Source organism: Pedobacter superstes (genome assembly GCF_037622515.1).
Taxonomy (GTDB): domain Bacteria; phylum Bacteroidota; class Bacteroidia; order Sphingobacteriales; family Sphingobacteriaceae; genus Paradesertivirga; species Paradesertivirga superstes.
In genome coordinates this window covers 1,131,207-1,155,068 of record NZ_JBBJCN010000001.1, presented here as the reverse complement: position 1 = coordinate 1,155,068, position 23,862 = coordinate 1,131,207, and the positions used below count along the sequence as shown (strand labels likewise).

At 40.6% G+C, this 23,862-nt stretch carries 26 protein-coding genes; 23 read left to right on the top strand and 3 right to left on the bottom strand.

Going from position 1 to position 23,862, the window contains the following annotated elements:
- Positions 1-167: 167 nt before the first annotated feature.
- The 3 genes from WG906_RS04790 to WG906_RS04780 are packed head-to-tail and all read right to left on the bottom strand — an operon-like array spanning position 168 to position 4,448.
- Positions 168-2,501, bottom strand: a complete 2,334-nt coding sequence (locus WG906_RS04790) for an AAA family ATPase (RefSeq protein WP_339991385.1) — start codon at positions 2,499-2,501, stop codon at positions 168-170.
- Positions 2,482-3,192 carry an ABC-three component system middle component 1 gene (locus WG906_RS04785; protein WP_339991384.1) on the bottom strand — a complete coding sequence of 237 codons (711 nt, stop codon included), beginning with the start codon at positions 3,190-3,192 and terminating at the stop codon, positions 2,482-2,484. The genes WG906_RS04790 and WG906_RS04785 overlap by 20 nt, the downstream gene beginning before the upstream one ends.
- Positions 3,189-4,448, bottom strand: a complete 1,260-nt coding sequence (locus WG906_RS04780; RefSeq protein ID WP_339991383.1) for an ABC-three component system protein — start codon at positions 4,446-4,448, stop codon at positions 3,189-3,191. Before WG906_RS04780 ends, WG906_RS04785 begins: the two co-directional genes overlap by 4 nt.
- Positions 4,449-4,887: 439 nt before the next feature.
- Here WG906_RS04780 and WG906_RS04775 point away from each other — a divergent pair, with 439 nt between their 5' ends.
- From WG906_RS04775 to WG906_RS04665, 23 genes are all read left to right on the top strand, one after another.
- The gene (locus tag WG906_RS04775) at positions 4,888-5,166 is read left to right on the top strand and encodes a hypothetical protein (RefSeq protein WP_339991382.1); all 279 of its coding nucleotides are present in this window, start codon (positions 4,888-4,890) and stop codon (positions 5,164-5,166) included.
- Between the two features lie 289 nt (positions 5,167-5,455).
- Positions 5,456-6,421: a DUF8464 domain-containing protein gene (locus WG906_RS04770; protein ID WP_339991381.1), complete on the top strand. Its 966-nt coding sequence runs from the start codon at positions 5,456-5,458 to the stop codon at positions 6,419-6,421.
- 584 nt (positions 6,422-7,005) lie between these two features.
- Positions 7,006-7,371 (top strand): plasmid mobilization protein, encoded by a 366-nt coding sequence (locus WG906_RS04765; protein ID WP_339991380.1) that lies wholly within the window; start codon positions 7,006-7,008, stop codon positions 7,369-7,371.
- 3 nt (positions 7,372-7,374) lie between these two features.
- Complete coding sequence (locus WG906_RS04760) at positions 7,375-8,550, top strand: relaxase/mobilization nuclease domain-containing protein (protein ID WP_339991379.1); 1,176 nt, start codon at positions 7,375-7,377, stop codon at positions 8,548-8,550.
- Positions 8,551-8,570: 20 nt separating this feature from the next.
- Positions 8,571-9,206, top strand: coding sequence for a ParA family protein (locus tag WG906_RS04755; RefSeq protein ID WP_339991378.1), 636 nt, complete (start codon positions 8,571-8,573; stop codon positions 9,204-9,206).
- A complete protein-coding gene (locus tag WG906_RS04750; RefSeq protein ID WP_339991377.1) occupies positions 9,203-9,544 on the top strand; it encodes a hypothetical protein in 342 nt (113 codons plus the stop codon). The genes WG906_RS04755 and WG906_RS04750 overlap by 4 nt, the downstream gene beginning before the upstream one ends.
- Positions 9,541-9,885 (top strand): hypothetical protein, encoded by a 345-nt coding sequence (locus WG906_RS04745; RefSeq protein WP_339991376.1) that lies wholly within the window; start codon positions 9,541-9,543, stop codon positions 9,883-9,885. The genes WG906_RS04750 and WG906_RS04745 overlap by 4 nt, the downstream gene beginning before the upstream one ends.
- Positions 9,878-10,204: a DUF4134 family protein gene (locus WG906_RS04740; protein WP_339991375.1), complete on the top strand. Its 327-nt coding sequence runs from the start codon at positions 9,878-9,880 to the stop codon at positions 10,202-10,204. Before WG906_RS04745 ends, WG906_RS04740 begins: the two co-directional genes overlap by 8 nt.
- Before the next feature lie 39 nt (positions 10,205-10,243).
- Complete coding sequence (locus WG906_RS04735; RefSeq protein ID WP_339991374.1) at positions 10,244-10,555, top strand: DUF4134 domain-containing protein; 312 nt, start codon at positions 10,244-10,246, stop codon at positions 10,553-10,555.
- The gene (locus WG906_RS04730; RefSeq protein ID WP_339991373.1) at positions 10,555-10,863 is read left to right on the top strand and encodes a hypothetical protein; all 309 of its coding nucleotides are present in this window, start codon (positions 10,555-10,557) and stop codon (positions 10,861-10,863) included. The genes WG906_RS04735 and WG906_RS04730 overlap by 1 nt, the downstream gene beginning before the upstream one ends.
- A complete protein-coding gene (locus WG906_RS04725) occupies positions 10,835-13,336 on the top strand; it encodes a TraG family conjugative transposon ATPase (RefSeq protein ID WP_339991372.1) in 2,502 nt (833 codons plus the stop codon). The genes WG906_RS04730 and WG906_RS04725 overlap by 29 nt, the downstream gene beginning before the upstream one ends.
- Positions 13,333-13,995, top strand: coding sequence for a hypothetical protein (locus tag WG906_RS04720; RefSeq protein WP_339991371.1), 663 nt, complete (start codon positions 13,333-13,335; stop codon positions 13,993-13,995). The genes WG906_RS04725 and WG906_RS04720 overlap by 4 nt, the downstream gene beginning before the upstream one ends.
- On the top strand, positions 13,992-14,642 hold the full coding sequence (locus WG906_RS04715; protein WP_339991370.1) for a hypothetical protein: 651 nt from the start codon (positions 13,992-13,994) through the stop codon (positions 14,640-14,642). The genes WG906_RS04720 and WG906_RS04715 overlap by 4 nt, the downstream gene beginning before the upstream one ends.
- A 2-nt stretch (positions 14,643-14,644) precedes the next feature.
- Positions 14,645-15,307: a hypothetical protein gene (locus WG906_RS04710; RefSeq protein WP_339991369.1), complete on the top strand. Its 663-nt coding sequence runs from the start codon at positions 14,645-14,647 to the stop codon at positions 15,305-15,307.
- 3 nt (positions 15,308-15,310) lie between these two features.
- On the top strand, positions 15,311-16,087 hold the full coding sequence (locus tag WG906_RS04705) for a hypothetical protein (RefSeq protein ID WP_339991368.1): 777 nt from the start codon (positions 15,311-15,313) through the stop codon (positions 16,085-16,087).
- 3 nt (positions 16,088-16,090) lie between these two features.
- Positions 16,091-17,230, top strand: a complete 1,140-nt coding sequence (locus WG906_RS04700; RefSeq protein WP_339991367.1) for a TraJ family protein — start codon at positions 16,091-16,093, stop codon at positions 17,228-17,230.
- A gap of 68 nt (positions 17,231-17,298) precedes the next feature.
- On the top strand, positions 17,299-17,919 hold the full coding sequence (gene traK / locus WG906_RS04695; RefSeq protein ID WP_339991366.1) for a conjugative transposon protein TraK: 621 nt from the start codon (positions 17,299-17,301) through the stop codon (positions 17,917-17,919).
- Positions 17,897-18,313, top strand: a complete 417-nt coding sequence (locus WG906_RS04690; protein WP_339991365.1) for a hypothetical protein — start codon at positions 17,897-17,899, stop codon at positions 18,311-18,313. Before traK ends, WG906_RS04690 begins: the two co-directional genes overlap by 23 nt.
- Position 18,314: 1 nt before the next feature.
- On the top strand, positions 18,315-19,499 hold the full coding sequence (gene traM / locus WG906_RS04685; protein WP_339991364.1) for a conjugative transposon protein TraM: 1,185 nt from the start codon (positions 18,315-18,317) through the stop codon (positions 19,497-19,499).
- A 17-nt stretch (positions 19,500-19,516) separates the two neighbouring features.
- Positions 19,517-20,353, top strand: coding sequence for a conjugative transposon protein TraN (gene traN / locus WG906_RS04680; protein WP_339991363.1), 837 nt, complete (start codon positions 19,517-19,519; stop codon positions 20,351-20,353).
- A 22-nt stretch (positions 20,354-20,375) separates the two neighbouring features.
- Positions 20,376-22,361 (top strand): type IV secretion system DNA-binding domain-containing protein, encoded by a 1,986-nt coding sequence (locus WG906_RS04675; RefSeq protein WP_339991362.1) that lies wholly within the window; start codon positions 20,376-20,378, stop codon positions 22,359-22,361.
- A 50-nt stretch (positions 22,362-22,411) separates the two neighbouring features.
- Entirely contained in the window at positions 22,412-23,206 is a 795-nt protein-coding gene (locus WG906_RS04670; protein ID WP_339991361.1) for a DUF4099 domain-containing protein, read from the top strand.
- Positions 23,206-23,844: a hypothetical protein gene (locus tag WG906_RS04665; protein WP_339991360.1), complete on the top strand. Its 639-nt coding sequence runs from the start codon at positions 23,206-23,208 to the stop codon at positions 23,842-23,844. The genes WG906_RS04670 and WG906_RS04665 overlap by 1 nt, the downstream gene beginning before the upstream one ends.
- Positions 23,845-23,862 lie beyond the last annotated feature (18 nt).

Genomic DNA, 23,862 nt, shown 5'->3' with positions numbered 1-23,862 from the left:
TATGTGTCCAGATACGGAAATGCGAAGACAAAAAAAGTATTAAATCCATTTTTATAGATGGTAGGTAGTCTCATTTATACCGGCGACAACAGGAACTGGACCATATTGTAAGCTGAAAAAACTTTAAAGCTTTATTAACGTGTTCAGTTTCCCGTAAGTGACTCTAATCAACCTAGTTGAGCGCTCTTCATACTTACTCGCCTTGATTTAAGGCCAAACTTCTCAAATTTATAACGCATATAGTTTGACATTTTATCCTCATGGGTAGAAATGAATATTTGTCGATCCCCAAAATCGTTTCTTAACAATTCGACAAAACCGGCAATATTTAGTTCATCCATTGTTTGTACAGGATCATCAATGAGAAGCACCTTGTTCCTAGAGTATTTCTTATTTAAGGCCAAAGTGAAAGAAATGACGAGTGCCGCTATTTGTCCGGAACTCATCGTAAAAACTGCGTCAAAGCTCTTTGAAGAATCCGTCAAAAACTTGATACCGCGATCCTCTTTAATGAACAATCCCAATCCACCCTGAAAATCTTGTATAATCCGTCCCGAGTAAATATGAAACAATATTTCGATGTCCCTAATCAAGCTCTTCTGGTAAATGCTCAATGCAGAAGAATATGCTTGTTCCAAATCTTTCATTTTTTCGACATAGTTACTGGCTTGGTCATACTGCTGTTGCAATTGTTCGATCCCTTTTTCTCGCTGCTGGATCACCGTGTTCTTATACAAGCTGTGTTGCCATTGTACATAAGCAATTTTCCGATCCACCGTCTCTTCGCTAAGCTCCTCAAAAAGATCCTCCGATCCGTTAAATAGTTGCAGGTAGATTTCCTTAATTTCTGAAGTAATGACGCCGCCTTCAATCGGGATCATTTTACTAGTGAAGACTGCCTGAAAAACTTCCAGGTCTATTTCAGCATTTGACAAAGCAACCTTGTTCAAAAAAGGAGTGGGCTCTACATCAATTTCCATCAACGATTTATTCAAAGACTCAAGATCATCGGGTTTTTGCCTGGCTAATTGTCGCACAAAGCTAATGTCAATGAGGTGGGTTTTTATATAAGCGTCCAATAGTACTTCCAACTCAGCGACTTCAGATTCACGAAATGACTGGAGTGCTTTTGATAAATCATTGTTACTATCGTCCAAAATCCCCTGAAGTGCAATCGTTTGTAAAGCGATATTGGCCATCAAGCTACCGGCATCTTCATCCTCGAGGAAACCATATTTCTGTCCGCAAAGCGGACAGTTGTTATCAACTCCATCTGCTAAAATCTCCCTGTAATTTTCAAAGTTTCTGATCAGAGCAGAACGTGATGCTTCCAAGCTAGCCAGGATCTTCTTAAGCCCGTTTGCTTGCTTTAGTTTAAATTCAAGATCTTCCAGTGCACTGTGATATCTGGATACCAATTCCTCCGGTAAAACTTTGGTAACGTTCTCTGGTATATTCAATTCTTCCCGATCAATTTTTTCCACCGTGATCTCCTCAACTTCCTTGTACAGACCATCAACGTCACCAAACAATTTTGCAGCATCAACCAACTCATCGCGCCCTTCTAGAAAGTACCAGTATTTCAAAAAATTTTCCCATCCAGTATTGTGCATAAGCGATTCTAGCCTACGGTTAAACAGAGTGGCAAGGAAGGAGTCTTTTTTTCTAACTAATTCCTTCAACAGCACAAGCTCTCCAGTAGGCCCAAGAAGGAATTCGTAGACGCCCGGTTCAAAAGAGATCTGCTCCCCATCCCAAGGGAGCGCCTTCGTCGCAAACATTTGCTGATATTGGACCTCCGGCATCTTTCCAGCCCATTCCTCTTTGAATGCTTTCAGCGCATCTTTATCCGCTTTCAAGTCTCTTTTCACCTGCGGTTTGCAAAGCTCCCAAATTGACTTTCGTACCCCTATAACCTTATCCAGCTTAGATTGGAATTCCTCTACGTTAAATAAATGATCAATCGCCTTCTTTTTGGCAGCCTCTTTGTTCTTCAACAGGTAGGCATTATCCTCCTGCTCTACATAATTCAAGAACTGGAAATTCAATACATAATCCTTTCCCAAAAAAGGTTGCAGAAAGGCATTTTCATCATCAATTAAGATACCGTTTCGATCCTCAAAGCTGTCATGGCTGTACAGCAAAAACTTGTCGAACTTCACAGAATTTTCCAGGTCTTTATTCAGACAACAGCGGCTTAGAACTAGGGGATGACCGTCAACCAGTAATTCCGCCTTGATTAGTATATCGCCTAATGGGAAACTTGCATTGAGATAGGGATTTTCAGTAAAAATTTCTCGGTTATCAACGATAATGTCAGCTAGGTTCCTATATCGCCTTATTTTACCTGTAAGCAGCAATTCTACCGCGTCATAGAAGGACGTTTTACCAAAACCGTTAGGTCCGTCAAAAATTAAGAAATCCCTGTCCCTGAAATCGAACGTATGCCGCTCGAAAATCTTGAAGTTTTCAATGTGAAATTTATTGATTTTCAGCGCCATCCTCTTTATTAAATATGCCGTTTAAAATATTGAGCAATAAAACCGGGCTGGTATTTGAAAGTTCCGGATAGCTGCGCGAACCAATGGCTTCATCAAAAACTTGCTCAAAATCAACAAGTTGCTTTGCTTTAACTTTTTCTGATTTTAAGTCATACAAAGAAGTGAGATCTTTTGTAACTTTAATTTTGAGCTGGATAAATGGAATCTTATTTGCAACCCTATACACTAACGACTGCCACTGCAACTTACGAGGATCGACTTTATATACCTCAAAGCAACTTTGTTGCGTGATAACTTTTGTTAGATAATCATTCGTCTGCTTATCGCCCTGGAGCTCTCTGAAATCAGACAATTCCCGATTCGAATAAATCAACACATGTTTTTTAAAAAAATAAACGTCCTCCTCAATTCGTAGAGTGTCAGATTTTAAACTTTTACATTGCGCTTCATCCTCGACTCGCATTGGAATAATAAGAGAAATATTTTTATCCAGTTCGGGCTGATCATTCAGTTTTTTACAGCTCTTGTACAATTGCGACTGTTCCCTCAGAACATCCTCACAATCTTGGGTAAGCACTACCCAAAATTCTTTTTTTAGGCCTTCAGCTGTCCGATGATATAGCATAAAGCGCTCATCGGATTGCCAGGCAAAACCATTTTGCTCAAATAACTCGTGAATCAAATCAATCATACAATCTTCTTTTTTGCTTCTTCAATAGAAGTCAGTGAAATGCGTTTCCAGTTCATTATTTTCTCGGCTTCACGATTCGCTTCATCCTCGGGGATGTCCATAATATTAACCGCTGCATCATAAACTGAAGGCACATTTATGTTCGCGGTGACAAGCGATGAAGTTTCGAAAGGCAGATCTAAATCAGTATTTAAAATGTTCTCAATGATTTTTACGCAGGCGTCCTGATGGTATTCCTGCGTCCAATTGATGGATGTTGGGACGAACTTCTCCTTAGCAATGGCCCAGTTAAGGCTGCCATGTGCAAGAGGCACTATTTCTTTTAGCTCTTTCAAACACCTAAAAAATGCCTGTTTCATTTCATCGCGTTGGATGTTGTTATCTTTATAATCGCTAATGCTGTCAAGTGCGAAACTGCGGTGAGGAATGATCTTGCAGATCAGTTTAACAAGCTGTTCCTCGCTTAGTGCATTCAAAAAGGCCGCAAAGTTATTCATTTTCAGACGACAATCGTCTTCAATGTCTTCAGGCAGTTCCAAACAATACTCTTGGTAATATCTATTCAGATCCATCTTGGTCAGATGGAGATAATAGCCGGGACCAGAGATTTTAGCGATGGTATCTTCATTTAGCACATCCAGAAATTCCTGAAATGGTATCAATTCTTTATAAGCCGCTGCATTTTCCGAATAGAGATCCTGATGGATCTTACTGTGGATAATTATGACTCGGCTTTGAATGATCGCATCCAAGTAATGTCGTGTTTTTCGTGCATAGTCAGGATTCAGGAAGGCCGGTTGATGCTTACGATGAAACTCAGAAATCGCAGCACTGATTAAATCGTCAATTTTATCCAGTGAACAATTGGGATCTGTTCCGTAAAGGTATACCTTCATCCCTGCATGGGAGGCTTCTATATCTCCAACAGATTTATCGGTAATCCGCCTGGCGGTATGAAAAAAAGCAGGCACTCCACCATATTCAGTTCCTTTTTTGCAAAGCTTTTCAAAAGGGCCTTTGTATGTACTATAGCTTACACTTTTAAGGGCCTTGATCTGGTGAATAGAGATTGGTTTACCTTTTTCAATTACTGCGAAATCTTCCAAACTGTCTAGTTGAAGGGTATAGGCTGAAACCGAAAGAGAATGGGTTAGCAGCTTTACGACATGGTAAAGTGCTACTTTTCCCTGGTACACAAACCCGCTCCAACTGGAAATCGCAGAGTCAACATTTTCGGGATCTATTTTTTTGCTCAATTAAGGTTGATTTCGTCTGTCAATAAACATGACTAAATAAAATTCTATGCGGTCTATGACGTTGCGACAGTTGCATATGAGAGGTAATCACGTAGCTAATTTATAACATTAATAGTATTCGGGCGTAGAATTTAAAGATTATTTAGTAGTTTTTTTCTTAGCGCCTATTGCCTATAGTATCAATGAAATCATATTTATTTGCCTCAAGTTTTCAAAAAACCGTTTTACTTTCTCTCAAAAACATTCAGATCATCACCAGGCCAGACGGATTCCTCCCGATTTTCTTTCAATGAACCAAGGACCCAAAAGATGCCTTTTATATCCATATATTTTACACCTAATTTTATTTCCAGGTTCCACCCACAAACCCACCAAAAACCCTTCCTGATCCTTCCAACCTTTGCTCCGTCCGCTGCCAACAACAGCGAGACGGAGAATTATGAAGCTTAAAGATTTATCCTTTATTCTTAAGGCCGCCACAGAAACTGGAGCTCAAAAAGCACTGGCGCAAAGTGCTGTATTAGAAGATAAGTTAAGTAAATCCGAAGCTTACCGCCAGTACGGTAGATCTAATGTTGATCGCTGGATTCTGGAAGGGCTGATCGTTCTGCATTCTGCCAACGGAAAAATTCTCCATAAATGTATTGATCGTTCGAAACTGGAAGCCATTGCGCATTCCAGCAACCGAATTACTTATCTGCCTGTGGCAGAAAGATAGGGAAGGAAACGTCCTTTCCGCTGGCTCTTTGACATTAGGGGATGAAGCATTATCCTGTGAGGAACGGGAAATTTTGCGAAGGTGAGATAACATCAATCCGAAAACGCATTGGCAGGTGAGAGCCCGGTTTGTAGAAACCGACGTGAGTAGTCCCGAATTTCAGCATTGGTGAATTTATTTCAAAGCCAATGGAAAGGGCGTGAGCCCTTTTTTTGTTTTTAAAAAAGCCGGTTCAGCTGGGTCTTTAAGTATAGGCAATCGCTTATACCAAACATCTAAAATTTTCTCTATGTCAACACAATTAAATGCTAACGAAATTAAGCAGCAGGTTTCTATTGCAGACTTGTTAACTCAATTGGGTTTTCAGCCCATAAATCGTTCCGGTAAGGAGTTATTCTACTTGTCCATGCTTCGTGATTCAGATAGGAGTCCATCTTTTTGCGTAAACCCCGATCTGAACGTCTGGTTCGACCATGGAACAGGTAAGGGAGGGAACATAATTGATTTTGGCTTATTGTACTGGAAAGGCTTAAGTTTTGCCGAAGTATTACTAAAGCTACACCATGTTTCAGGTTCACTGATTATTCTGGAGTCGAACGCCAGGAACAAGGATAAGCAACGTCCACGAAAATTTATAAAGCTCCCTCATTATAAGGTTGAAAACATAAAACCACTGGGCAGTAATCCGGCGATAACTTCCTATTTAGATTCCCGGGGTGTTTTAAGTGTAGGCCGGAACCAATTACAGGAGGTTTATTATTACGTGGAAGACGAAAAGAAGCAGAGGAAACAGTTCTTTGCTGCCGGCTGGCAAAATGAAAACGGCGGATGGGAAGTGCGGAATAAATATTTTAAAGGTTGTCTGGGAAAGAAGGGCTTGACTTTTATTCCGGGTAAAGAACAAAAACTGGTCGTTTTTGAGGGTTTCCTGGATTATTTAAGTTGGTTGTATGAACATCAGTCCACCACTGACAGTGTATTGGTATTAAACAGTCTTTCTTTTTTAGCTGCTGCTATAAAGAGAGCGGGTGTTTTTCCGGCAGCAGAGGTTTTTTTCGACCACGATGATGCCGGTCGGAAGGCAACTATAGAATTTTTAAATGCAGTTCCTCAGGCTAAAGATTCATCAAGTTGTTATGCAGGGTATACTGATTACAATGAAAAGCTAATGACCGAAATCTCTGAATTATGCACATTGAAGCCAGCAGTTAAGCCTACGTTTCTACCAAATTTAAAAGTGGGTTTTAGCAGGTAATATTATATTGAGCTATTCCTATATCTACTTATTCAGATAAAGGAATATTCATATAATTGTTTATCAGTATTTCAGTATATCCAACTATTTGTACATCTACTTAGTTAAATAAGTGCTTATCTGGTTATCTGCCTTGTTGTATATACCTTTATTCGTATCCATAGCTATTTCTTTATACACCTGACTGTATATCGATATATTCGGTAAGATATCTATTGGTATAATGAGATGGATTAATAGATGTATGCACAGATATGCATTTAGTGGCTAGAATAAATATCTGTATAGATAGATGTGGGTTTATTCTTTTACTGTTGTGATGCAATGCAGGACATATCAATCAATTTTTCCTCTAGCGATCTGAAATCGCCTTTTATATCTCTTTTAGGATAGGAGGACTTTTTTGTTTTGTTAGCTGCAAGTTGTGTTTTTGTCCGTACAGCTTCCTCTCGTCGCTGACCAACAAAAACAAACCTGCCTTAGCCTGGCCAGACCTTCGCAGGATCCGGCCATACTAAGGGCAAAAAGCATCGCAACTCGCTTTTTTAATAAAGATTCTTTTTAAACCCAAATAATCATTTCTTATGAAACGCACCAAGCGCTTTGAACTCCGCTTAACGGAAGAAGAAGCAATTGCATTCATAAACCTGGAAAAAGAGTTAGGAAAAAGCAGGACTGAAATTGTTCGCCATCGGGTATTAAAGAACACGAATAAAGTGCTGGTGGATGCAAAGGAACTTTTAAAACAACTGGACGCGCTTGGGGCTGAACTGGGGAGATGCGGTAATAATATTAATCAATTAGCGAGGCACGCCAATGTACTAAACAAGCAGGGGGTATTGAATTCTACGGTGATTATCGAATTTCAGGAACAGTTCCGTAGCTATATCAAGTCCCAAAGAGAGATAGAAAAATTACTCCGGCAGGTAATCCGTCTTATGAGCAGCTAAGCTATGATTGTAAAAATTCTAAGTAAGTCTGCCAGCTTTAATGGCGTAAAATACAATACCAGCAAGGTTGATAAAGACAAGGGCGAATTATTAAGCGTCCGGAATTTTGGCCCGCTGCAAGCCCTGGATAATTTACGGCCGCAGGATTATATCAACTATTTGAAAGCGGTTTCTGCTGGTAACAAAAACGTCAAGTACCCTCAATTACATGCGGTGATATCCTGCAAAGGAAAAGAAATGACTAAAGAAAAATTGGCAGAATTGGCAGAGCAATGGTTAAAAGGGATGGGCTATGGTAACAATCCTTACCTGCTGGTTTTCCATAAGGATACGAAAAACAATCACATCCACATGGTGTCTACACGGATAGGGAAGGACGGGAAAAAGATTTCAGATTCATTTGAAAAGATCAGATCCTACGAAGTGTTGAACAGGATTCTTCAAACCGATGAAAAGCTTGAAGTCGCCCGGAAAATTGAAAAAGCCTTAGATTATCAGTTTTCTACCAGGGCTCAATTTATGATGATCCTGGAATCTCATGGATATAAGCTCGTATCATCTGGCGATCATTATCAGGTCTGTAAATATGGGAAGGAGCAGGGCAATATTAAGTTTGGTGAGATAGATAAACGTATTGCGAGCTATCAAAAAGACAAAGAACGGATTGCTCAGCTACGGGCCATTATTGAAAAGTACAAGCATCAATACGATCCTTCATTGTACTTAAAGCCGGATTCTGGCGCAGGCATGGCCAAGGGAAAAGGATCGGATTATTCCTCAAAATTGGCAGAAGTTCTATCTGATAAATTTGGTTTGCAGATCCTATTTCATGGAAAGGAAGTTCTTCCTCCGTATGGCTATTCCATTCTTGACCATGCAAAGAAGATAGTATTTAAAGGAGGAGACATTATGCCCCTGGCTGATTTTATCAGAAAAGATGAATCAAGCCTTTCTCTATCTGGAAGGCAACCAATTTCATTTCCAGCGGACATAGGTAATGATGCTAAGCCTTCCGGTCACTTTATGGCAGAGGGAACGGAGACTTTAAAGGATGTTCCTGAAGGAAAAGCAAGAGAAGGATTCTCCCTTTTTGATTTTCTCCCGGACTTGAATATTTCAGGGGATGTTGATGACGAGGCAGTACACGGCCGAAAACGCCGACGCAACCGAAAGCGCTAATAATATTTATAAAAATCGATATGATAATATTAATAGGAAACCAGAAAGGAGGTGCAGGGAAAAGTACGCTCACTTTGTTGTTTGCGAACTATCTCAGTCAAATTAAAGAGCGAAAAGTGACAGTGCTGGATATGGATTATCAGCAGTCTATCGCTTCTAAAGCTGAAAAGGCAAAGATCCTGGATAACCTTCCTTTGTATGAAGTGGTTCCGGCAGACTTAACACATTTCCCGGCGATGATGAGTATCATACGGACGAAGGTAAAGGAGATTACCCTGATTGACCTTCCGGGGAAAATGGACGATGATGGCCTGATCCCCATTTTTGAAGCAGCCAATATGATTGTTTGTCCGTTTTCTTATGATGAGTTTTCAGTGGATTCTACCTTGCTGTTTGCAATGGTATTACGGAATATCAATGTGAAAGCGGCATTAATTTTTATTCCCAACCGGATTAAAACTACTGTGAAATACGACACCAAACTCGAAGTAGATAAAGTGCTGCAACAATTTGGTGTGGTTACTCCAGGCTTACCAGATAGGATCGATTTTCAACGGCTGTCAACTTTTAATACCCCTTTAAGTTTGGTACCAGTGATGATGCCGGTTCTTGATTTAATCTATGATCAATACTTAAAAAGGGAGGAAGAGGTATGAATGAAATAAAATCGCTGGCGGATGAATTAAGAGAGAAGATCCGAAGCGGAGAAGATGGGGCGAAAGCTAAAAAGGCCGGAAAGAAAATCCTAACGAAAGAAACTTGCCATCCCACTCTCGAAAAGCTGTTTAATGATATCCATGCTCATCAATTAACTGGTCATGAGAAACTGCTCATCCGTTTGGACGATCGGACTACTTTTCTGCTAAAGCAATTGAAAGTGAGTAAAGGGATCGATATGAATAAGATCATTTCCTATAGTATCAAAGCCTTTCTTGAGAACAACCCTGAATTAACCACCTACATTAAAGATTCACTTAAAAATTTAGAGCTATGAACTGGACACATTTTTTACTTAATCTCACAGCCATTTATCTATTGTATTATGCTTTAAATATTTTGTTCGATTTTGCGAAAAATCGCAGTCCCGGTTCTCCTAAAGAGGATTCAGATACGCTGTTTTTTGCTGAAAAGGTAGAACCCGAACTGGTAGCCCTGGATGACGGAGAGGATTCTTTTGAAACAGTTTCATTTAAGATGACTCCCGTTTCTCCGCCAACTATTGAAGCACTGCCGACATTCAATTTTCAATCAAGCGGAGGCGAGAAACTGAAAGATATTTTTGCTCTTGCCAAATTAAATATCATTGAACATACCCGAATGATACCGTATGGCTAGGGTCCGTTTTCCAATACAAGGATACCTGAAGATTGCGCTAGCAGTCTTTTTTTTTGCCTTAGGTTTTGCCGCTGTGGCCCAGCCTGGCATCTCAGAATTTTATCAGGTAAAACGGCAGGTAAATAACTGGTATTTTAATTTTTCAGACCTGGTATTAGTGATTGGTGCAATCTCCGGATTACTGGGAGGTTTACGCGTATACAACAACTGGCAAATGGGAAAACATCATATTGATGCCCAGGTTACGGGATGGTTTTTATCCTGTCTTTTTCTAAGCATTCTGAGTGCAGCAATTAAAGCACTTTACGGAGTTCATTAACAAACCCTATATCTATTGACCCTTAATTTCTTAAACACAATGAAAGAAAAGTTAAAAAAACTGTTCGTGCTTGCTGTGCTCACGCAAATAGCAGCAAATTCCGCCTTTGCGCAAGGGGGAGGTGCAACCGGCATCAACGCTGCCACATCTTCGCTCTCCAGTTATGTGGATCCGGTATCATCTCTGATACTAGCAATTGGTGCAGTGGTCGGTCTGATCGGAGGAGTTCGGGTGTACATCAAATGGAATTCCGGAGATCAGGACATCAACAAGGAGATTATGTCATGGGGAGGCTCCTGCCTTTTTCTTGTGCTGGTTTCGGTGGTCATTAAAGCTTTTTTCGGCGTTTAATGATCCGCAAGTATTCAATTTATAGGGGGCTGCAGAAGCCCCTTATATACAGAGGTTTTAAAGGGAAGTTTATTGCATGGGGAATTGCGTCCTTAATTGCAGGTTTAGTTATAGGGGGACTTACCGTTGCCCTGGTAAATATGTACTTAGGAGCCTTGTTAATGCTTGCGGTCATTGCCGGGGGGCTTACTTATACCTTTCATTCCCAAAAAGGAGGACTGCATTCCAAGTCAAGGCATACAGGGGTTTTTATTTATTCTAATCAACTAAAATTAAGGTATGTGGCAGCAAAAGAAAACAGTATTTAATATTCCGTATGCTGGTATTGATACGGATAATGATTTAGCTATTCTGTACAGTAGCCAGGGGGACTTCTCTGCAATTCTTGAAATACAGAATCCTGCTTTACAGTATTCCGCAGACCCGGATAGCTATTCTGGTTTTCATAGTTTGTTATTAAACATCATCCGGATTTTAGGGGAAGGCTACATCCTTCAAAAACAGGATCTCTTTATACGAAAAAGGTACAAGGGGCAAAGTTCCAATGAATTCCTTCAGCAGAAGTATGTCGAGCATTTTGATGGCAGGGAATTTACTTCGATTACAACCTATTTGATAATTACCCGGCAGGTTAAACGAGGCGCTTTCTATGTATATGATAAAAAAAAGCTCCATGATTTTCATCAGCACCTAGTTAAAATACTTGATCTGTTAAAAGGAGCAGGATTAAATCCCGTATTGCTGGCAAAAAAGGACATAGTTACTTACCTAACAAGGCTTTTAAGTATGGACTTTTTATCCGACCATCTTACTTTGGATAACATAAAGGCAGGCAGTCAACATCTACAGATTGGAAATAAAGCAGTTCGTACTATCAGCCTGATTAATACGGATGCTATCGATCTTCCTGAAGAAGTTGGGCCATGTATTTTGAAGCAGGATAATAAAAGCTTACGAGATTTTCCGGTAGATAATCTGTCCTTTCTTCATCAGGTTCCCGGCAGTCAGGTCATTCTCTATAACCAGGTGATAGAAATTCCCCATCAACAGGTTACCCTGAATAAATTAGAACTCAAGAAAAAACGTCATTCAGGGGTGCCTGATCCTGCCAACCTGATATGTGTAGAAGACATCAAGCAGTTAATGGTAGATGTGGCGAGAGATAACCAGCTCCTTGTTCATGCACATTATTCCATTGTCATATCTGCGGATGAAAAGAGCATTGATAAGGCAGCCAATTTTATTGAAGCAGCACTATTTCAGCAAGGCATTATTCCCTCAAGGAATGCATACAATCAGTTAGAATTATTCCGTTGCGCTTTGCCCGGAAATGCGGTTGAGCTGAAAACCTATGACTGGTTTTTAACCACTGCTGATGCAGCACTTTGCTTCTTTTTTAAAGAGAAACTGCTAAAAGATGAACCTTCTGATTTTCTGATTCGCTTTACAGACAGACAGGGCATCCCGGTAGGAATTGATCCTTCCGATTTACCGATGAATACCAACCGGATCAATAACCGGAACCGCTTTGTATTAGGGCCTTCTGGTTCAGGGAAGAGTTTCTTTATGAATGCCCTGATTGAGCAATATATGCTGTATAATATGGACGTGGTGATTGTCGATACAGGTCATTCCTATTCTGGTTTGTGTTCTTATTTTAACGGAAAATACATCACGTATACTGAAAAGAAACCCATCACTATGAATCCTTTTCAGATTGATGAAGAAGAATACAATATTGAGAAGAAAGATTTTCTATGTACGCTCATCGGATTATTATGGAAAGGTGCGGAAGGAACGGTCAGTAATGTGGAACGGGATGTAATCGCCAGTTTAATCAGTTCCTATTATGCGACCTTCTTTGATCCAGGTAACGAGATAGAACATACTATTCCCGAATTAAACTTCAACAGCTTTTATGACTATGCTTTGTACAAAGTCCCACAGATTAAAAAGGAAGAACGCATTCCTTTTGATTTGGATGAGTTCCGGTATGTATTAAAGAAGTATTACCGGGGTGGCGAATTTGACAGTATCTTAAATGAAGCATCTGACCAATCCTTATTTACTGAACGCTTTATTGTGTTTGAAATTGATGCGGTGAAGGAAAATCGGATCTTATTTCCAATAGTGACCCTGATTATTATGGATGTGTTCATTCAGAAAATGAGGCATCGGAAAGAGCAGCGCAAAGCTTTAATCGTGGAAGAAGCCTGGAAAGCCATTGCTTCCCCGTTAATGGCAGGCTATATTTTGTATTTGTATAAGACAGTCCGCAAGTTTTGGGGAGAAGCGATTGTAATAACCCAGGAGCTATCTGATATTTTAGGGAATGCCGTAGTGAAAGATAGTATTCTGAACAACTCAGATACAGTCTGTCTACTCGATCAATCTAAATTCAAAGAGAACTATAAAGAGATTGCCAAACTCCTTGCGATCACTGAAATCGAGCAAAAGAAGATTTTTACCATTAACAAGCTGGACAATACAGAAGGCAGAGGCAGATTCAAAGAAGTGTATATCAGGCGCGGTAGCTCGGGTGAAGTCTATGGAATAGAGGTTTCCTTGTTTCAGTATCTCGCCTACACGACCGAGAAACCAGAAAAAAGTGCAGTAGAAGTTTATGTGAATGAATATGGGGGCTATCAAAAAGGACTGGAGGAATTTGTTTCCGACTTTGAGAAAAGCGGACTACCCCTGAACTCATTTGTAAAGCAGATCAATCAAACAGGCATTCCAGACCCTAGTGCTACCGAATTCTTTAAACCTGATTTTGTATGAAAGTATCAATCATTTTATTCATAATCACCTTTATCTACCTGTCTGCAAACGCTCAAATCTATACCGATCCGGCAACTGCAGGTGCAACAGCAGCGCAGGCAGCAATTATCAACAGTCAGCTTAATAAAACCAACTCGAATCTTACCCTCATCCAAAAAGGGCAACTGGCAGTCACCGGTCAACTGCTTATTGTAAACGATTTGCAGGACAAGATCTATATAGGCCTGAGTGAGGTTGCAGGTGCAGTAAGGTCATTATCGGCCATAAAAGATATCGCAGAGATAAGTGTAGATATTATCCAGGACGTAAACAAAGGGCTGGCAATTGCTGAAGACAATCCAACTTTATTGCTGTTTGCCGAGAAAGGAGCAAGGGAGTTTAAAACCAGATCAACGTCACTGGCAGCGGAAGTAAGTTCATTTGTGCTGCTTGGAGGTAAGGAGAATTTGATGGATTCCGGCGAACGGGCAAAGTTATTAAACCGGATCCGTTCAGACCTGATGATCCTGCGAGGAGTAGCTTACGGCATGCAGCGTTCCATGTTCTGGGCAAAGCAACGAGGTATTCTTAATTCCCTTAATCCCTATGCTGGCTATATCAATTTGGATAAGCGCATAGCAGATGATATAATAAGAAACGCCAAATACCTGAAGAGATGAAAAGAGTATTTTCGACGCTATTCATTGTAAGCGTCTTTTTGTCAAATGCTTATAGCCAGATCAATATCCAGCTCCTGCATCAGCTGGTAGGGGAAAGTAAAAACGAACACAAAGTACAAAGCACGGCCAAGGATAAGCAAACGGAAGTTACGGTTAACGAGCAAGTGAACCGAACAAAGATGGCCAGGCTTAAAGACCGATACCGCCAATTAAAAAGTCGCTTTCACACGTTGGGACTTGCAATTGATGCTGCACAGATCGGAATTAAGGCTAGCCCCATCGTTTCTGAGATTATAGCGCAGCAGGATATTATTTATCAGCAGGCAACTAAAAATCCCCTCTTAATTCCATTAGCCCTGGACGCTGAAAAAGACCTGGTTCATAAATCACGCTTACTCCTCAATTATCTCTATGGCCTGGTAGTCAGTATTGGCGATATTAATCAAATGAAAGCAAGTGACCGTAAAATGCTTTTTACTCATGTGGTGGATGAACTTCGCGTAATCGCCGGAACGTCAAAAGGACTAGCCGTTAGTCTGCAAAACTCCAATCGAAAAACCAAGCTGAATCCATTTTCTCAGTTCATAAATGAAGATAAACGGCTGGTGGACGATATTATGAAAAAGGTGAAGGTTCTTAAACAATAGCTATGAAAACATTACTTCTCTTAATGCAGATTCTGACCACGCTATTTGCTCAGGCCCAGGTGGTCATTTTCGACCGGCACCATTTTAATATCGTGAATGAAAACGGATTAATGCGCTATTCTGCCGAAACCAGCCACAATAATTACCTGAACAATATTAAAAATAAGCTTAATGACATCAATCTGAATATGAATTCAGTGATTCTCGTTCAATCGATGATAAAAGGATCATTAACACAGGTAAACAATGTTTTAAAAAGCGGTTTGGCTGTTAAGCAGGTGGGATCGATTACTTCCGAAATTCTTAAAGAAAGTAATGACATGATTGATTTGGCAAGGTCGGAACCCTACCTGTTACTTTTTGCCGAAGATAATGCCAGACAACTCAAAAGCAGAGGACTGAGATTAGCTTTCGAAGTATCTGACTTTATATTAAAAGAAGGGGATAATGTGCTGATGGATTTTGAAAAGCGTGATTTTCTTCTCCGAAAAGTAATTCTTGAATTGAAGGTGATGCGTGCTTTATGCTTTAGTATGCACAAATCTATTTATTGGGCTAAGATGAACGGTGTATTAAAAACAGCCAATCCTTACAGGCACTTTATCAACCGTGATAAAAGGCTGATCGATGAAATTACAAGAAATTATAAAACACTAAAAAATTAATCTATGAAGACGACAATTGTATTAAATATTCTTTTAATGCTTAGCGGATATGCCTTTTCACAGATCCCAATCCGCGACATTCATATTGCCAACCAGCAGGAGCGGATGGTATTTAAGCAATGGGATCGGAGGAAATTTACTCCAACAAAAGGATGGCTTGGGCTAAACCCGCTTTACTGGTTAACCTGGGGATGGCATCCCGACTATCCCAAAAAAGATCTCCGTCCGCTTGGCCCTGTTGGGCCGCAGACGAGTCGCTTAGCCCTTGTTGCAGCGATGCAAAATATGACTAATTCCTACAAGCTACATTCTGATACCCTTAGAAATACCGCTATTTCAGAAGCTGTTAATTATTCGGGAATGGTATCAGACGCAGATCCTTTATGGATTTTATATTACCGGTTTGAATTTGAACCCTTACTGGAGTTTCGGAATAGGGATCAGTTGAAGGGTGTCAAGGATAATGAAAAAAGCTACCTGATACAAAACGGTGCTTATAATTGGTTTATGGAAGAATCTGCCATTTTAGAAGAAAGGTTAAGAGCAGCCAGAAACACAACCCTGGATAGGGGATCACGCATAATTGCCTATCATCGTTTGCTGGCTGAATATCGAAAACTATATTCCACTTGGGATACTAAAAAGAGGAATGCAAAACAGTTCCTGACTTTAACTAAAGTCACTGCTGGGATTCGTAATAAAGGCGAACCTATTGCCAGGAATCATTACAGGACAGACCACCAAATTGCCTTTGACATTTTAAGCAAGTCTAAACTATAAGCTATGGAGTTACTCACTAATATGATTACCGGCACTGCCGGTTTTTTTATGCCCATACAGGCGGCTTCTGTTCCAGATTCATTCAAGGATACATTTACTTTTTTGCAAGGGAGCGGGGTGTATGAAGAAGGAATGATGTATTACCTAAAGGCGATGAAGGCAACCATCTGGACGCATTATGATGCTTTTATAGCTGATGCCCAAGCCTTATCAGCGATTTTTATGCTGATCTTTTTTGCCATTCGATCTTATGAAATGATGTCGGGAGATAAACAGCTGGAAGTAATGCCATTGCTTCGACCATTTGGATTAGTGATGGTTATCCTTTGGTGGGGGACATTCACCAGGGTTGTGGCATATCCAACAGATTTGGTAGCTAATAAAACCGAGGCGATGTTCGCTGATAGTCAGGTAGAAGTGAACAACCTCCGGCTGGAACGGGCAAAACTAATGGCTGATCTGGCAGATCAGCTTTTAAAGGTTCAGGCTGAAACAGAAATTGCCGAACACGAAGCAGGTACGTGGTATGAAAATGCCTGGGAATCGGTCAAGTCCTCAGTCAAGGAAGGATTTTCGGATGTTTGGAATCCCATTATTGACCTAAGGAACAGGATGCAGATTAGTTTGCAATTATTCGCCACCTCTTTACTGGAAACCTTGTCCTTGTGGATGCTAAGAGGATGTGTTTACCTGATCTTTATTATCCAGATTATCTTTTCCACCATCCTTATTATTCTTGGGCCATTCTCAGTAGCCATCAGTATCCTGCCTGCTTTCAGGGACTCTTTTAGTACCTGGATTGCACGATTTATTTCTGTGAACCTGTATTCTGGCACTGGTTTTTTGGTTTTATATGTTGCCTCCTTATTTCAGCAGTATGCTATGGAAGCAGAGATTAGTAGATACAAAGAATTGGTGGGTACTTCAGGGGCGACTCTGGAAAAGCTGGGAGCCTTTGCAGGAAATGGACTACTTTCTTTTGGAATGGTAATAGGCACATTTATTATAGGGGGGCTTACTATGTTAACTGTTCCCAGTATTAGCACCTGGGTGGTTTCTACCTCTGGTATCACCTCTGCCGCTTCAACTGTTGGAAGAGGGGCGTCCAACATGGCCCGTATTGCTACCAAAATGATGGGTTAAGTTTCTTGGATTTATTCATCTGGAAAGGCTGTTCAATAATGGACTGCCTTTTCTATTACCACCAAAAAATGATTATAAAAAATATAGAATCAAAAGTAAAGCTGGCCACTTTTCTGGCAGGAGGAAGCTTCCTTTTAGCAATGGCGATCAGTTTTTGCGTTTCCTTTTTTGCTTACCGGCAAGTTGCTGATGCCAGAAAAACGGTCTATGTACTTGATGCCAATACGGTTCCTCTGCTTGCCCGGCAATCAGACGTGCAAATAAATCGGGCTGCGGAGTATAAAGCACACATCAACCTCTTTCATACCTTATTCTTTTCTTTAACACCTGATGACAAGTTCATCGAGTACCAGTTAAAAAAGGCGATGTACCTTGTAGATGAAAGTGGTGCATTGCAATACAATAACCTCAAGGAGAAGGGTTTTTTTAATTCTATTCTTTCTTCAAGTGCGGTGCTTACGCTTCGCACAGATTCAATTTACCTCGATGAGCCAAGAAGGTACTTTCGGTTTTACGGGAAGCAGAAAATTGACAGGAGGAGTTCTACCATTACCCGTTCCCTTCTTACTGAAGGTTATCTCAAAGACCTGGAGATCCGTTCGGACAATAACCCTCATGCAGTACTAATTACCCGTTGGAAAACATTGGAAAATAAAGACCTGGAAAATGTTCAGAAGAATTCATTCTAAGAAGAACCGGCCATCGCTCTGGCTGGAACTTAAAAAAGAGTTTGGAAGATATTTTGAAAGTGCAGGAAATCGAATTGAAAAGTGCCTTATTAAATATCCGAAAGTTGTTTTCGTCGCGATGTTAGGCGTTATGCTATTCTCCGGTGTGCTTGCTTTTACGGTTATGCGCTATAAGGAAGTAAAGAGAAACCCGGTTCTTCCTCCCTCTGTGCATAGCGATTTTGGATCAGTAGTTCGAACCGGAGAAGCACTAAGTGATGTTTTAGAACTTCAATCTCAAATTAGCACCATTCTTCAAAAAGATTCGCTTACAACTTCAGATACCCTTCGTCTTAAACAAGCTTTCAAACAGCTGGAATCAATCCAGTCGCAAATCAAATCAAAACCTCAATAACATGAAGATTAATTTCAAACACCCTAAGTATGTGCTGCCGTTAATTGTGCTGCCCTTTCTATGCCTGTTTTTCTATTTATACAACAGTAATTTCGGGAAGGAAGAGCGGAAAAAAGAGGATTCAAATTCTTTGCAGGAAAACGTTGCTGATGTATCCGATCAGGTAAAGAATACAGAATTAGCAGATAAGCTGGATGCTTACCGCAATCAATACAAAGAAGGTGACGGATATACTGCTGTCGGCGAATTAGAAGAAGAGGAGCAAAAGGCCCAAAGTATCCCGGATCTATACAATCAGCGGGAGAAGCAGATGCTCGATTCAATTGAGCGTGGTATCAAAGCTAAATATGGTGGAGCTGCTAAGGGCTCTCCGGGTTATAAGGCCACTTATCCTGATGATCAAGATAAGGCTTTTTCAGAAGCAGTCCTGAAGGTCAACCGAAAGGCAAAACAGGAATATGATGCTATTCCCAGTGCCTCGCCTGAGATGGATCCAATAACTGTCTTCCGGCAGCAGATGTCCTTAATCGATAGTATGGGAAAGGCCAATGATCCAGAGTTTAAAGCAGAACAAGTCCGGCAAAAGCAATTAGAACTTGCTGAAAAAGAAAGGAAAGAGCGCATTAAGCTCCCTGTTAGAAAATCGTCGGAAGCTGCCCTTTTATTTAATACCGTACGGCCGGAAGATGAGAATGATTTTATTACCGCCATCATCGATCAGGATATTTCGGGTTATTCAGGCTCTCGGCTAAGAATCCGATTACTGGAGGATCTGGCAGCTGGAAAGTTTATCGTAAAAAAGGGAACATATCTGTATGCCCAGGTTTCTGGATTCTCTGCCCAAAGGGTAAATCTGACCATCTCTTCCATTTTACACGGGGATCGAATCCTCCCGGTCAAACTTGATATTTATGACACGGACGGGATGCCCGGTTTGTATGTTCCCGCTTCTGCTTTTCGCGAATTTACCAGGGAACTGGGCGGGAGTTCTGTACAGGGAATAAACCTACAGAACCAGGCCGAGAATAACAGCCAGCTGGTAATGAGTATGCTCCAGAAAATGTTTCAATCCACGTCTACTGCGGTAACCAGACTGATTCGTCAAAACAAAGCAAAGATCAAATACAATACCCAGGTCTATTTAATAGATCCTGATGAATTAAAAAACCAGCAAAGAAATTATTAACACTAAAAACCTATATTATGAAATACCTGCTTTTTATTACCAGCTTTCTTTTAACAGCTAAACTGGGTTTTGCGCAATTCCAGCAGAACGCCTTGCAAAAAATAACGATCAGTTCTTCAAATACCATCCACTTGATTTCGCCTGAACCTATTACTTACGTTGATATTGCTTCGAGTTCCCTGGTCGGCGATTTGCCGCTCAAAAACATTTTGCGCTTAAAGCTTTTACCTGACTCAGTTTATAAGTTTAGCAGAAATCCCGAGGGGACAATAATTACCGTTGTTGGTGAAAGCTATATTGCCCAATACCAGGTTCGGTCCAGTTCGAGAGGGAGGACAGATACCTTAGAAACGAAGATTGCTATCGTTCCTGAGCATATGAGTCCACTTGATGTTTTCGGGATCTCTTTAACAACCAACCAGTTGAAAGCTTATTGCCTTAACTTGGTAGCTAAAAAGGAGGGTAGGGCTGATCGAAAAATGAGAGGCTATAACCTCGAGGCTAGCTTAAGTCATGTTTACATCAGCGGCGATTATATCTTCCTGGACATCAGTTACCAGAATAAAACCAATCTTCCGTTCGATATCGATGAGGTACGGTTTAAAGTGGAAGATAAAAAGATTAATAAAGCCACGAATGTACAGTCGGTAGAGATTAAGCCGGTGTTTACGCTTTTTGATAAGCAATCATTTAAAAAGCATTACCGGAACGTGTATGTCTTCAGGAAGTTTAGTTATCCCGGAAATAAGCTCCTTCATGTATCTCTTACGGAAAAGCAGTTCTCGGGGCGGAACCTTGATCTGAAAATTCCTTACCAGGATATTCTGGATGCTGATATCATCCCATTTCAATAAATGACATCACTAAATCCAATATATGGAAGAAACGAAAGAGCAACAGAGCCTGCACCGTTTCCTTCAGTGCAGTATTTACTTTTCCATCCTTCTGGAGGTTTTCCTGTTTTTTTATGTGGATGGAATTGCAAGTCATCGGTATGAAGACAGATATGGCCTGCTTCCCTTCGCATCTAAGTTAATCAGGATTCCATTTTACCGAAACCTGTATAATAGCAAGCTTTTTACCTTGCTGCTCATTAGCCTGGTTTCAATCGGAACCCTCAGTAGAAAGAAAAAGGATTTGAATCCTAAGAATCACATTGTCTATCCATTAGTTGCTGGTTTGATAGTCCTTTTCTCCGGTATCTATTTTCAGGGGAAGATTGAACAATCGATAGGATTTGGAGCCAGCTACTATGATTTAATCTATATCCTAAGTGCTTTTCTTGGAGCTATTCTGACCCATGTCGCAATGGATAATGTGAGTAAAATTATCAGTTCCAAATTAGGCAAGGATAAATGGAATGTGGAGGGGGAGTCCTTTATGCAAGCCATAAAACCTAAGCTGAATGATTTCTCGGTGAATATCCCAATGCTATTTTACTTTAAAGGAAGAGTTCGCAATGGCTGGATAAATTTGGACAATATTTTTAGGGGAACATTGCTGATCGGGACACCTGGTTCTGGTAAATCCTTTGGCATTGTCAATCCTTTTATCCGGCAGCTCCTGGCTAAAGAGTTTACTGTCTGCTTATATGATTTCAAATTTCCTGATTTGGCGCAGGTTGCCTATTATCACTTTTTGCTGGCAAAACAACAGGGGAAATGTAAGAACTATGAATTCCATGTAGTGAACCTGAACGAGGTTGAAAAGAGCAGAAGGATTAACCCATGGCGTAGTGATTATATAAAAACCTTATCCGATGCTTCTGAAACAGCTGAAGCTTTGGTCGAAGCTTTAAAGAAGGGGGACAAGTCAGGAGGTAGTGATCAATTTTTTACGCAGTCGGCCATAAATTTCCTGGCTTCTTGTATTTATTTCTTTAGCCGGTACGAAAAAGGAAGGTACTCCAGCTTACCACATGTGCTGGCATTTTTGAATTTATCCTACGAAGAAATCTTCACTACGCTGTTTTCGGAGCCAGAGCTCACTTCGTTATTATCTCCTTTTATGACTGCTTACCGGGCAAAAGCATTCGACCAGCTGGAGGGACAGGTTGGAACACTGAAGATTTTTATCAGCCGACTGGCGACAAAGGAGACTTTCTGGGTTTTTTCAGGGGATGATTTTAACCTCAAAATAAGTGATCCTAAAACGCCCGGGGTATTAGTCCTTGCCAATGATCCAGGTACTCAAAATATCAATTCTGCCTGCTATTCAGTGGTATTGAACCGTATGACAAGGCTGATAAATTCAAAAGGAAATAAGCCTTGCGCATTAATTATTGATGAAGTCCCCACTCTGTTTATGCACCGGATAGAAAACCTGATCGCTACAGCCAGAAGCAATAAAGTGGCAGTGCTTATGGGCTTGCAAGAACTTCCACAGTTTAAGCAGCAATATGGTAAGGATACGGCCACAACTATTACTTCAGTAGTTGGAAATGTATTGGCGGGTTCGGTTCGGAATAAGGAAACCCTGGAATGGCTGGAACGCCTGTTTGGAAAAGTAAAGCAAATAGGTGAAAGTCTGAGCATCGACCGGTCAAAGACCTCTGTATCCCTTAGCGAAAAATTAGAACCTTTAATTCCAGCGGGTAAAATAGCTTCCCTCAAAGCTGGTGAAATGGTCGGGATGTTGGCAGGCGATGTAGAGGAGTACACCGGAAAATACGAAACCTCAGCCATTAATTGCCGGGTAAACTTGGATTTAAAGGCTATAAAAAAGGAGGGACAAAATTATCCGGCTCTGCCAGTTTATTATGACTTCGAAGGTAAGAAAGAAACCGTTTTAAGGAAAAACTTTGATCGTATCAATGGGGAGGTAGCTCATTTGGTAGCTGAATTTATAATCCGCTCTGGTTGAATTAATACATTCATTTAAAATTTACACCTATTAAACTCATCTGAATTGTTATGAAAACAACATTTAATGAAAATGAATTGCCTGTAGAGGTACTTCAAAAAATTGGACTGTTCAATAAGGGAACACTCACACTTGAAGCAGAGGACAAAACCGCATTGCTCTCCGGGAGACGGACAGACCTGATTAGTTTGACGAATTTAAAATCGGACGACTTTAGCATCAGTAACTTGGATGCCAAGCTTTCCTTAAGCAAAGATGAATCTGGGCGTGTAACGCTAAATATTCATCCTATTTATAAAGAAGCGAGGAAGCATGCACTGTTATCTGAGCTTGAATCCGAGAACCTTAAACAAGGAGTTTTTACTCATATTGAAAAGGATTTTAAAACTCCGGAAGGTAAGGCTAAAACCCATATCGTCGAATATGATCCGCAAACGAGGGAGTTTGTGTCTTATGATCCGGACGAAGTTTTAGTTCCTCAAAAAGTCAACGGCGAAAAGCTAACTAAAGCTCAAATGGAAAGCTACCGACACGGTGATATAGTAGAGCTTTCAAACGGAGCACGGCTTCAGCACAGGGCATCTGAGCCGAAAGGCATCTTGTCCGATAATAAGACGCTGGTGCTTTCTGTCTTACTTGATGGAGGATTGTCGTACTTAGTGTTACGTGGAATCAAAAACCTGATCGGAAATAATGAAATTCAAAAAGAAGGCTTGACCCAGGCATATGAAAAAGCTTACCAGGAGATGAAATCTAGTCCCTCTCAGACGGAGTTCAATTCGCAGGATTCCATTCATCAAAAGGATCAGTATTCCCGAGGTTACTGGCATACAGTTTCCCGCTAATGTTCCCTGATATTCTGCAAAAAGCAGGGTTTAAAAAAGAAGTTCTTTTGTTTTTTGAGAATTCTTTCTTCTCCGACTCTTTGGGTAGGGCTTTATTTCCTTATAAATCCAACGGTAATGCCGAAGACATAGAGATCCTTTGTCCGGAAGCTCATCGTGTGCCAAAGACCGCGGAAATCTGGGAAGCTGGAGGTGAAATCACTGCTTTGGTAAGAAGGGTATATGTTTTTTCTTCTGCTATTAATGCGATTGCTTTTTTTTACTTCTACCCTGGCAAATTGAGACAGCCTGAACATGTAGCGGTAGCCAGTCTTGGTCTTGTTCCCTGTAAATTGCAGGTGCAGTATTTGGACGGAAAATACCCTAATGCGGAAGTGTGTGCGGTATTTGATAATGATATCCTTGGGAGAGTAGCTGATTGCAAATTGGCCCTTTGGTTAAAAGGAAAGGATGCTGCATTCATGTATGAGGCAGAAATCCTAAAGATAAGTTATCAAGGGCGCTTGTATCAGATTTCCCAAGCCGATTTCTCCTTATTCAATTTCCAAAAACAAACAGGCCTTCGTTTAGGAGTTAGGACTTATAAGCCCGGAAAATATCACAATTCATTCTATATCCTTTTTATTCATTCTATTTAATCATCAAAAATAATCTAT

What these genes read in the sequence shown, in the direction of transcription:
- WG906_RS04790 (WP_339991385.1), bottom strand. Translation starts at nt 2,501, where the DNA reads ATGGCGCTGAAAATCAATAAATTTCACATTGAAAACTTCAAGATTTTC.
- WG906_RS04785 (WP_339991384.1), bottom strand. Translation starts at nt 3,192, where the DNA reads ATGATTGATTTGATTCACGAGTTATTTGAGCAAAATGGTTTTGCCTGG.
- WG906_RS04775 (WP_339991382.1), top strand. Translation starts at nt 4,888, where the DNA reads ATGAAGCTTAAAGATTTATCCTTTATTCTTAAGGCCGCCACAGAAACT.
- WG906_RS04770 (WP_339991381.1), top strand. Translation starts at nt 5,456, where the DNA reads ATGTCAACACAATTAAATGCTAACGAAATTAAGCAGCAGGTTTCTATT.
- WG906_RS04765 (WP_339991380.1), top strand. Translation starts at nt 7,006, where the DNA reads ATGAAACGCACCAAGCGCTTTGAACTCCGCTTAACGGAAGAAGAAGCA.
- WG906_RS04760 (WP_339991379.1), top strand. Translation starts at nt 7,375, where the DNA reads ATGATTGTAAAAATTCTAAGTAAGTCTGCCAGCTTTAATGGCGTAAAA.
- WG906_RS04755 (WP_339991378.1), top strand. Translation starts at nt 8,571, where the DNA reads ATGATAATATTAATAGGAAACCAGAAAGGAGGTGCAGGGAAAAGTACG.
- WG906_RS04750 (WP_339991377.1), top strand. Translation starts at nt 9,203, where the DNA reads ATGAATGAAATAAAATCGCTGGCGGATGAATTAAGAGAGAAGATCCGA.
- WG906_RS04745 (WP_339991376.1), top strand. Translation starts at nt 9,541, where the DNA reads ATGAACTGGACACATTTTTTACTTAATCTCACAGCCATTTATCTATTG.
- WG906_RS04740 (WP_339991375.1), top strand. Translation starts at nt 9,878, where the DNA reads ATGGCTAGGGTCCGTTTTCCAATACAAGGATACCTGAAGATTGCGCTA.
- WG906_RS04735 (WP_339991374.1), top strand. Translation starts at nt 10,244, where the DNA reads ATGAAAGAAAAGTTAAAAAAACTGTTCGTGCTTGCTGTGCTCACGCAA.
- WG906_RS04730 (WP_339991373.1), top strand. Translation starts at nt 10,555, where the DNA reads ATGATCCGCAAGTATTCAATTTATAGGGGGCTGCAGAAGCCCCTTATA.
- WG906_RS04725 (WP_339991372.1), top strand. Translation starts at nt 10,835, where the DNA reads ATGTGGCAGCAAAAGAAAACAGTATTTAATATTCCGTATGCTGGTATT.
- WG906_RS04720 (WP_339991371.1), top strand. Translation starts at nt 13,333, where the DNA reads ATGAAAGTATCAATCATTTTATTCATAATCACCTTTATCTACCTGTCT.
- WG906_RS04715 (WP_339991370.1), top strand. Translation starts at nt 13,992, where the DNA reads ATGAAAAGAGTATTTTCGACGCTATTCATTGTAAGCGTCTTTTTGTCA.
- WG906_RS04710 (WP_339991369.1), top strand. Translation starts at nt 14,645, where the DNA reads ATGAAAACATTACTTCTCTTAATGCAGATTCTGACCACGCTATTTGCT.
- WG906_RS04705 (WP_339991368.1), top strand. Translation starts at nt 15,311, where the DNA reads ATGAAGACGACAATTGTATTAAATATTCTTTTAATGCTTAGCGGATAT.
- WG906_RS04700 (WP_339991367.1), top strand. Translation starts at nt 16,091, where the DNA reads ATGGAGTTACTCACTAATATGATTACCGGCACTGCCGGTTTTTTTATG.
- traK (WP_339991366.1), top strand. Translation starts at nt 17,299, where the DNA reads ATGATTATAAAAAATATAGAATCAAAAGTAAAGCTGGCCACTTTTCTG.
- WG906_RS04690 (WP_339991365.1), top strand. Translation starts at nt 17,897, where the DNA reads ATGTTCAGAAGAATTCATTCTAAGAAGAACCGGCCATCGCTCTGGCTG.
- traM (WP_339991364.1), top strand. Translation starts at nt 18,315, where the DNA reads ATGAAGATTAATTTCAAACACCCTAAGTATGTGCTGCCGTTAATTGTG.
- traN (WP_339991363.1), top strand. Translation starts at nt 19,517, where the DNA reads ATGAAATACCTGCTTTTTATTACCAGCTTTCTTTTAACAGCTAAACTG.
- WG906_RS04675 (WP_339991362.1), top strand. Translation starts at nt 20,376, where the DNA reads ATGGAAGAAACGAAAGAGCAACAGAGCCTGCACCGTTTCCTTCAGTGC.
- WG906_RS04670 (WP_339991361.1), top strand. Translation starts at nt 22,412, where the DNA reads ATGAAAACAACATTTAATGAAAATGAATTGCCTGTAGAGGTACTTCAA.
- WG906_RS04665 (WP_339991360.1), top strand. Translation starts at nt 23,206, where the DNA reads ATGTTCCCTGATATTCTGCAAAAAGCAGGGTTTAAAAAAGAAGTTCTT.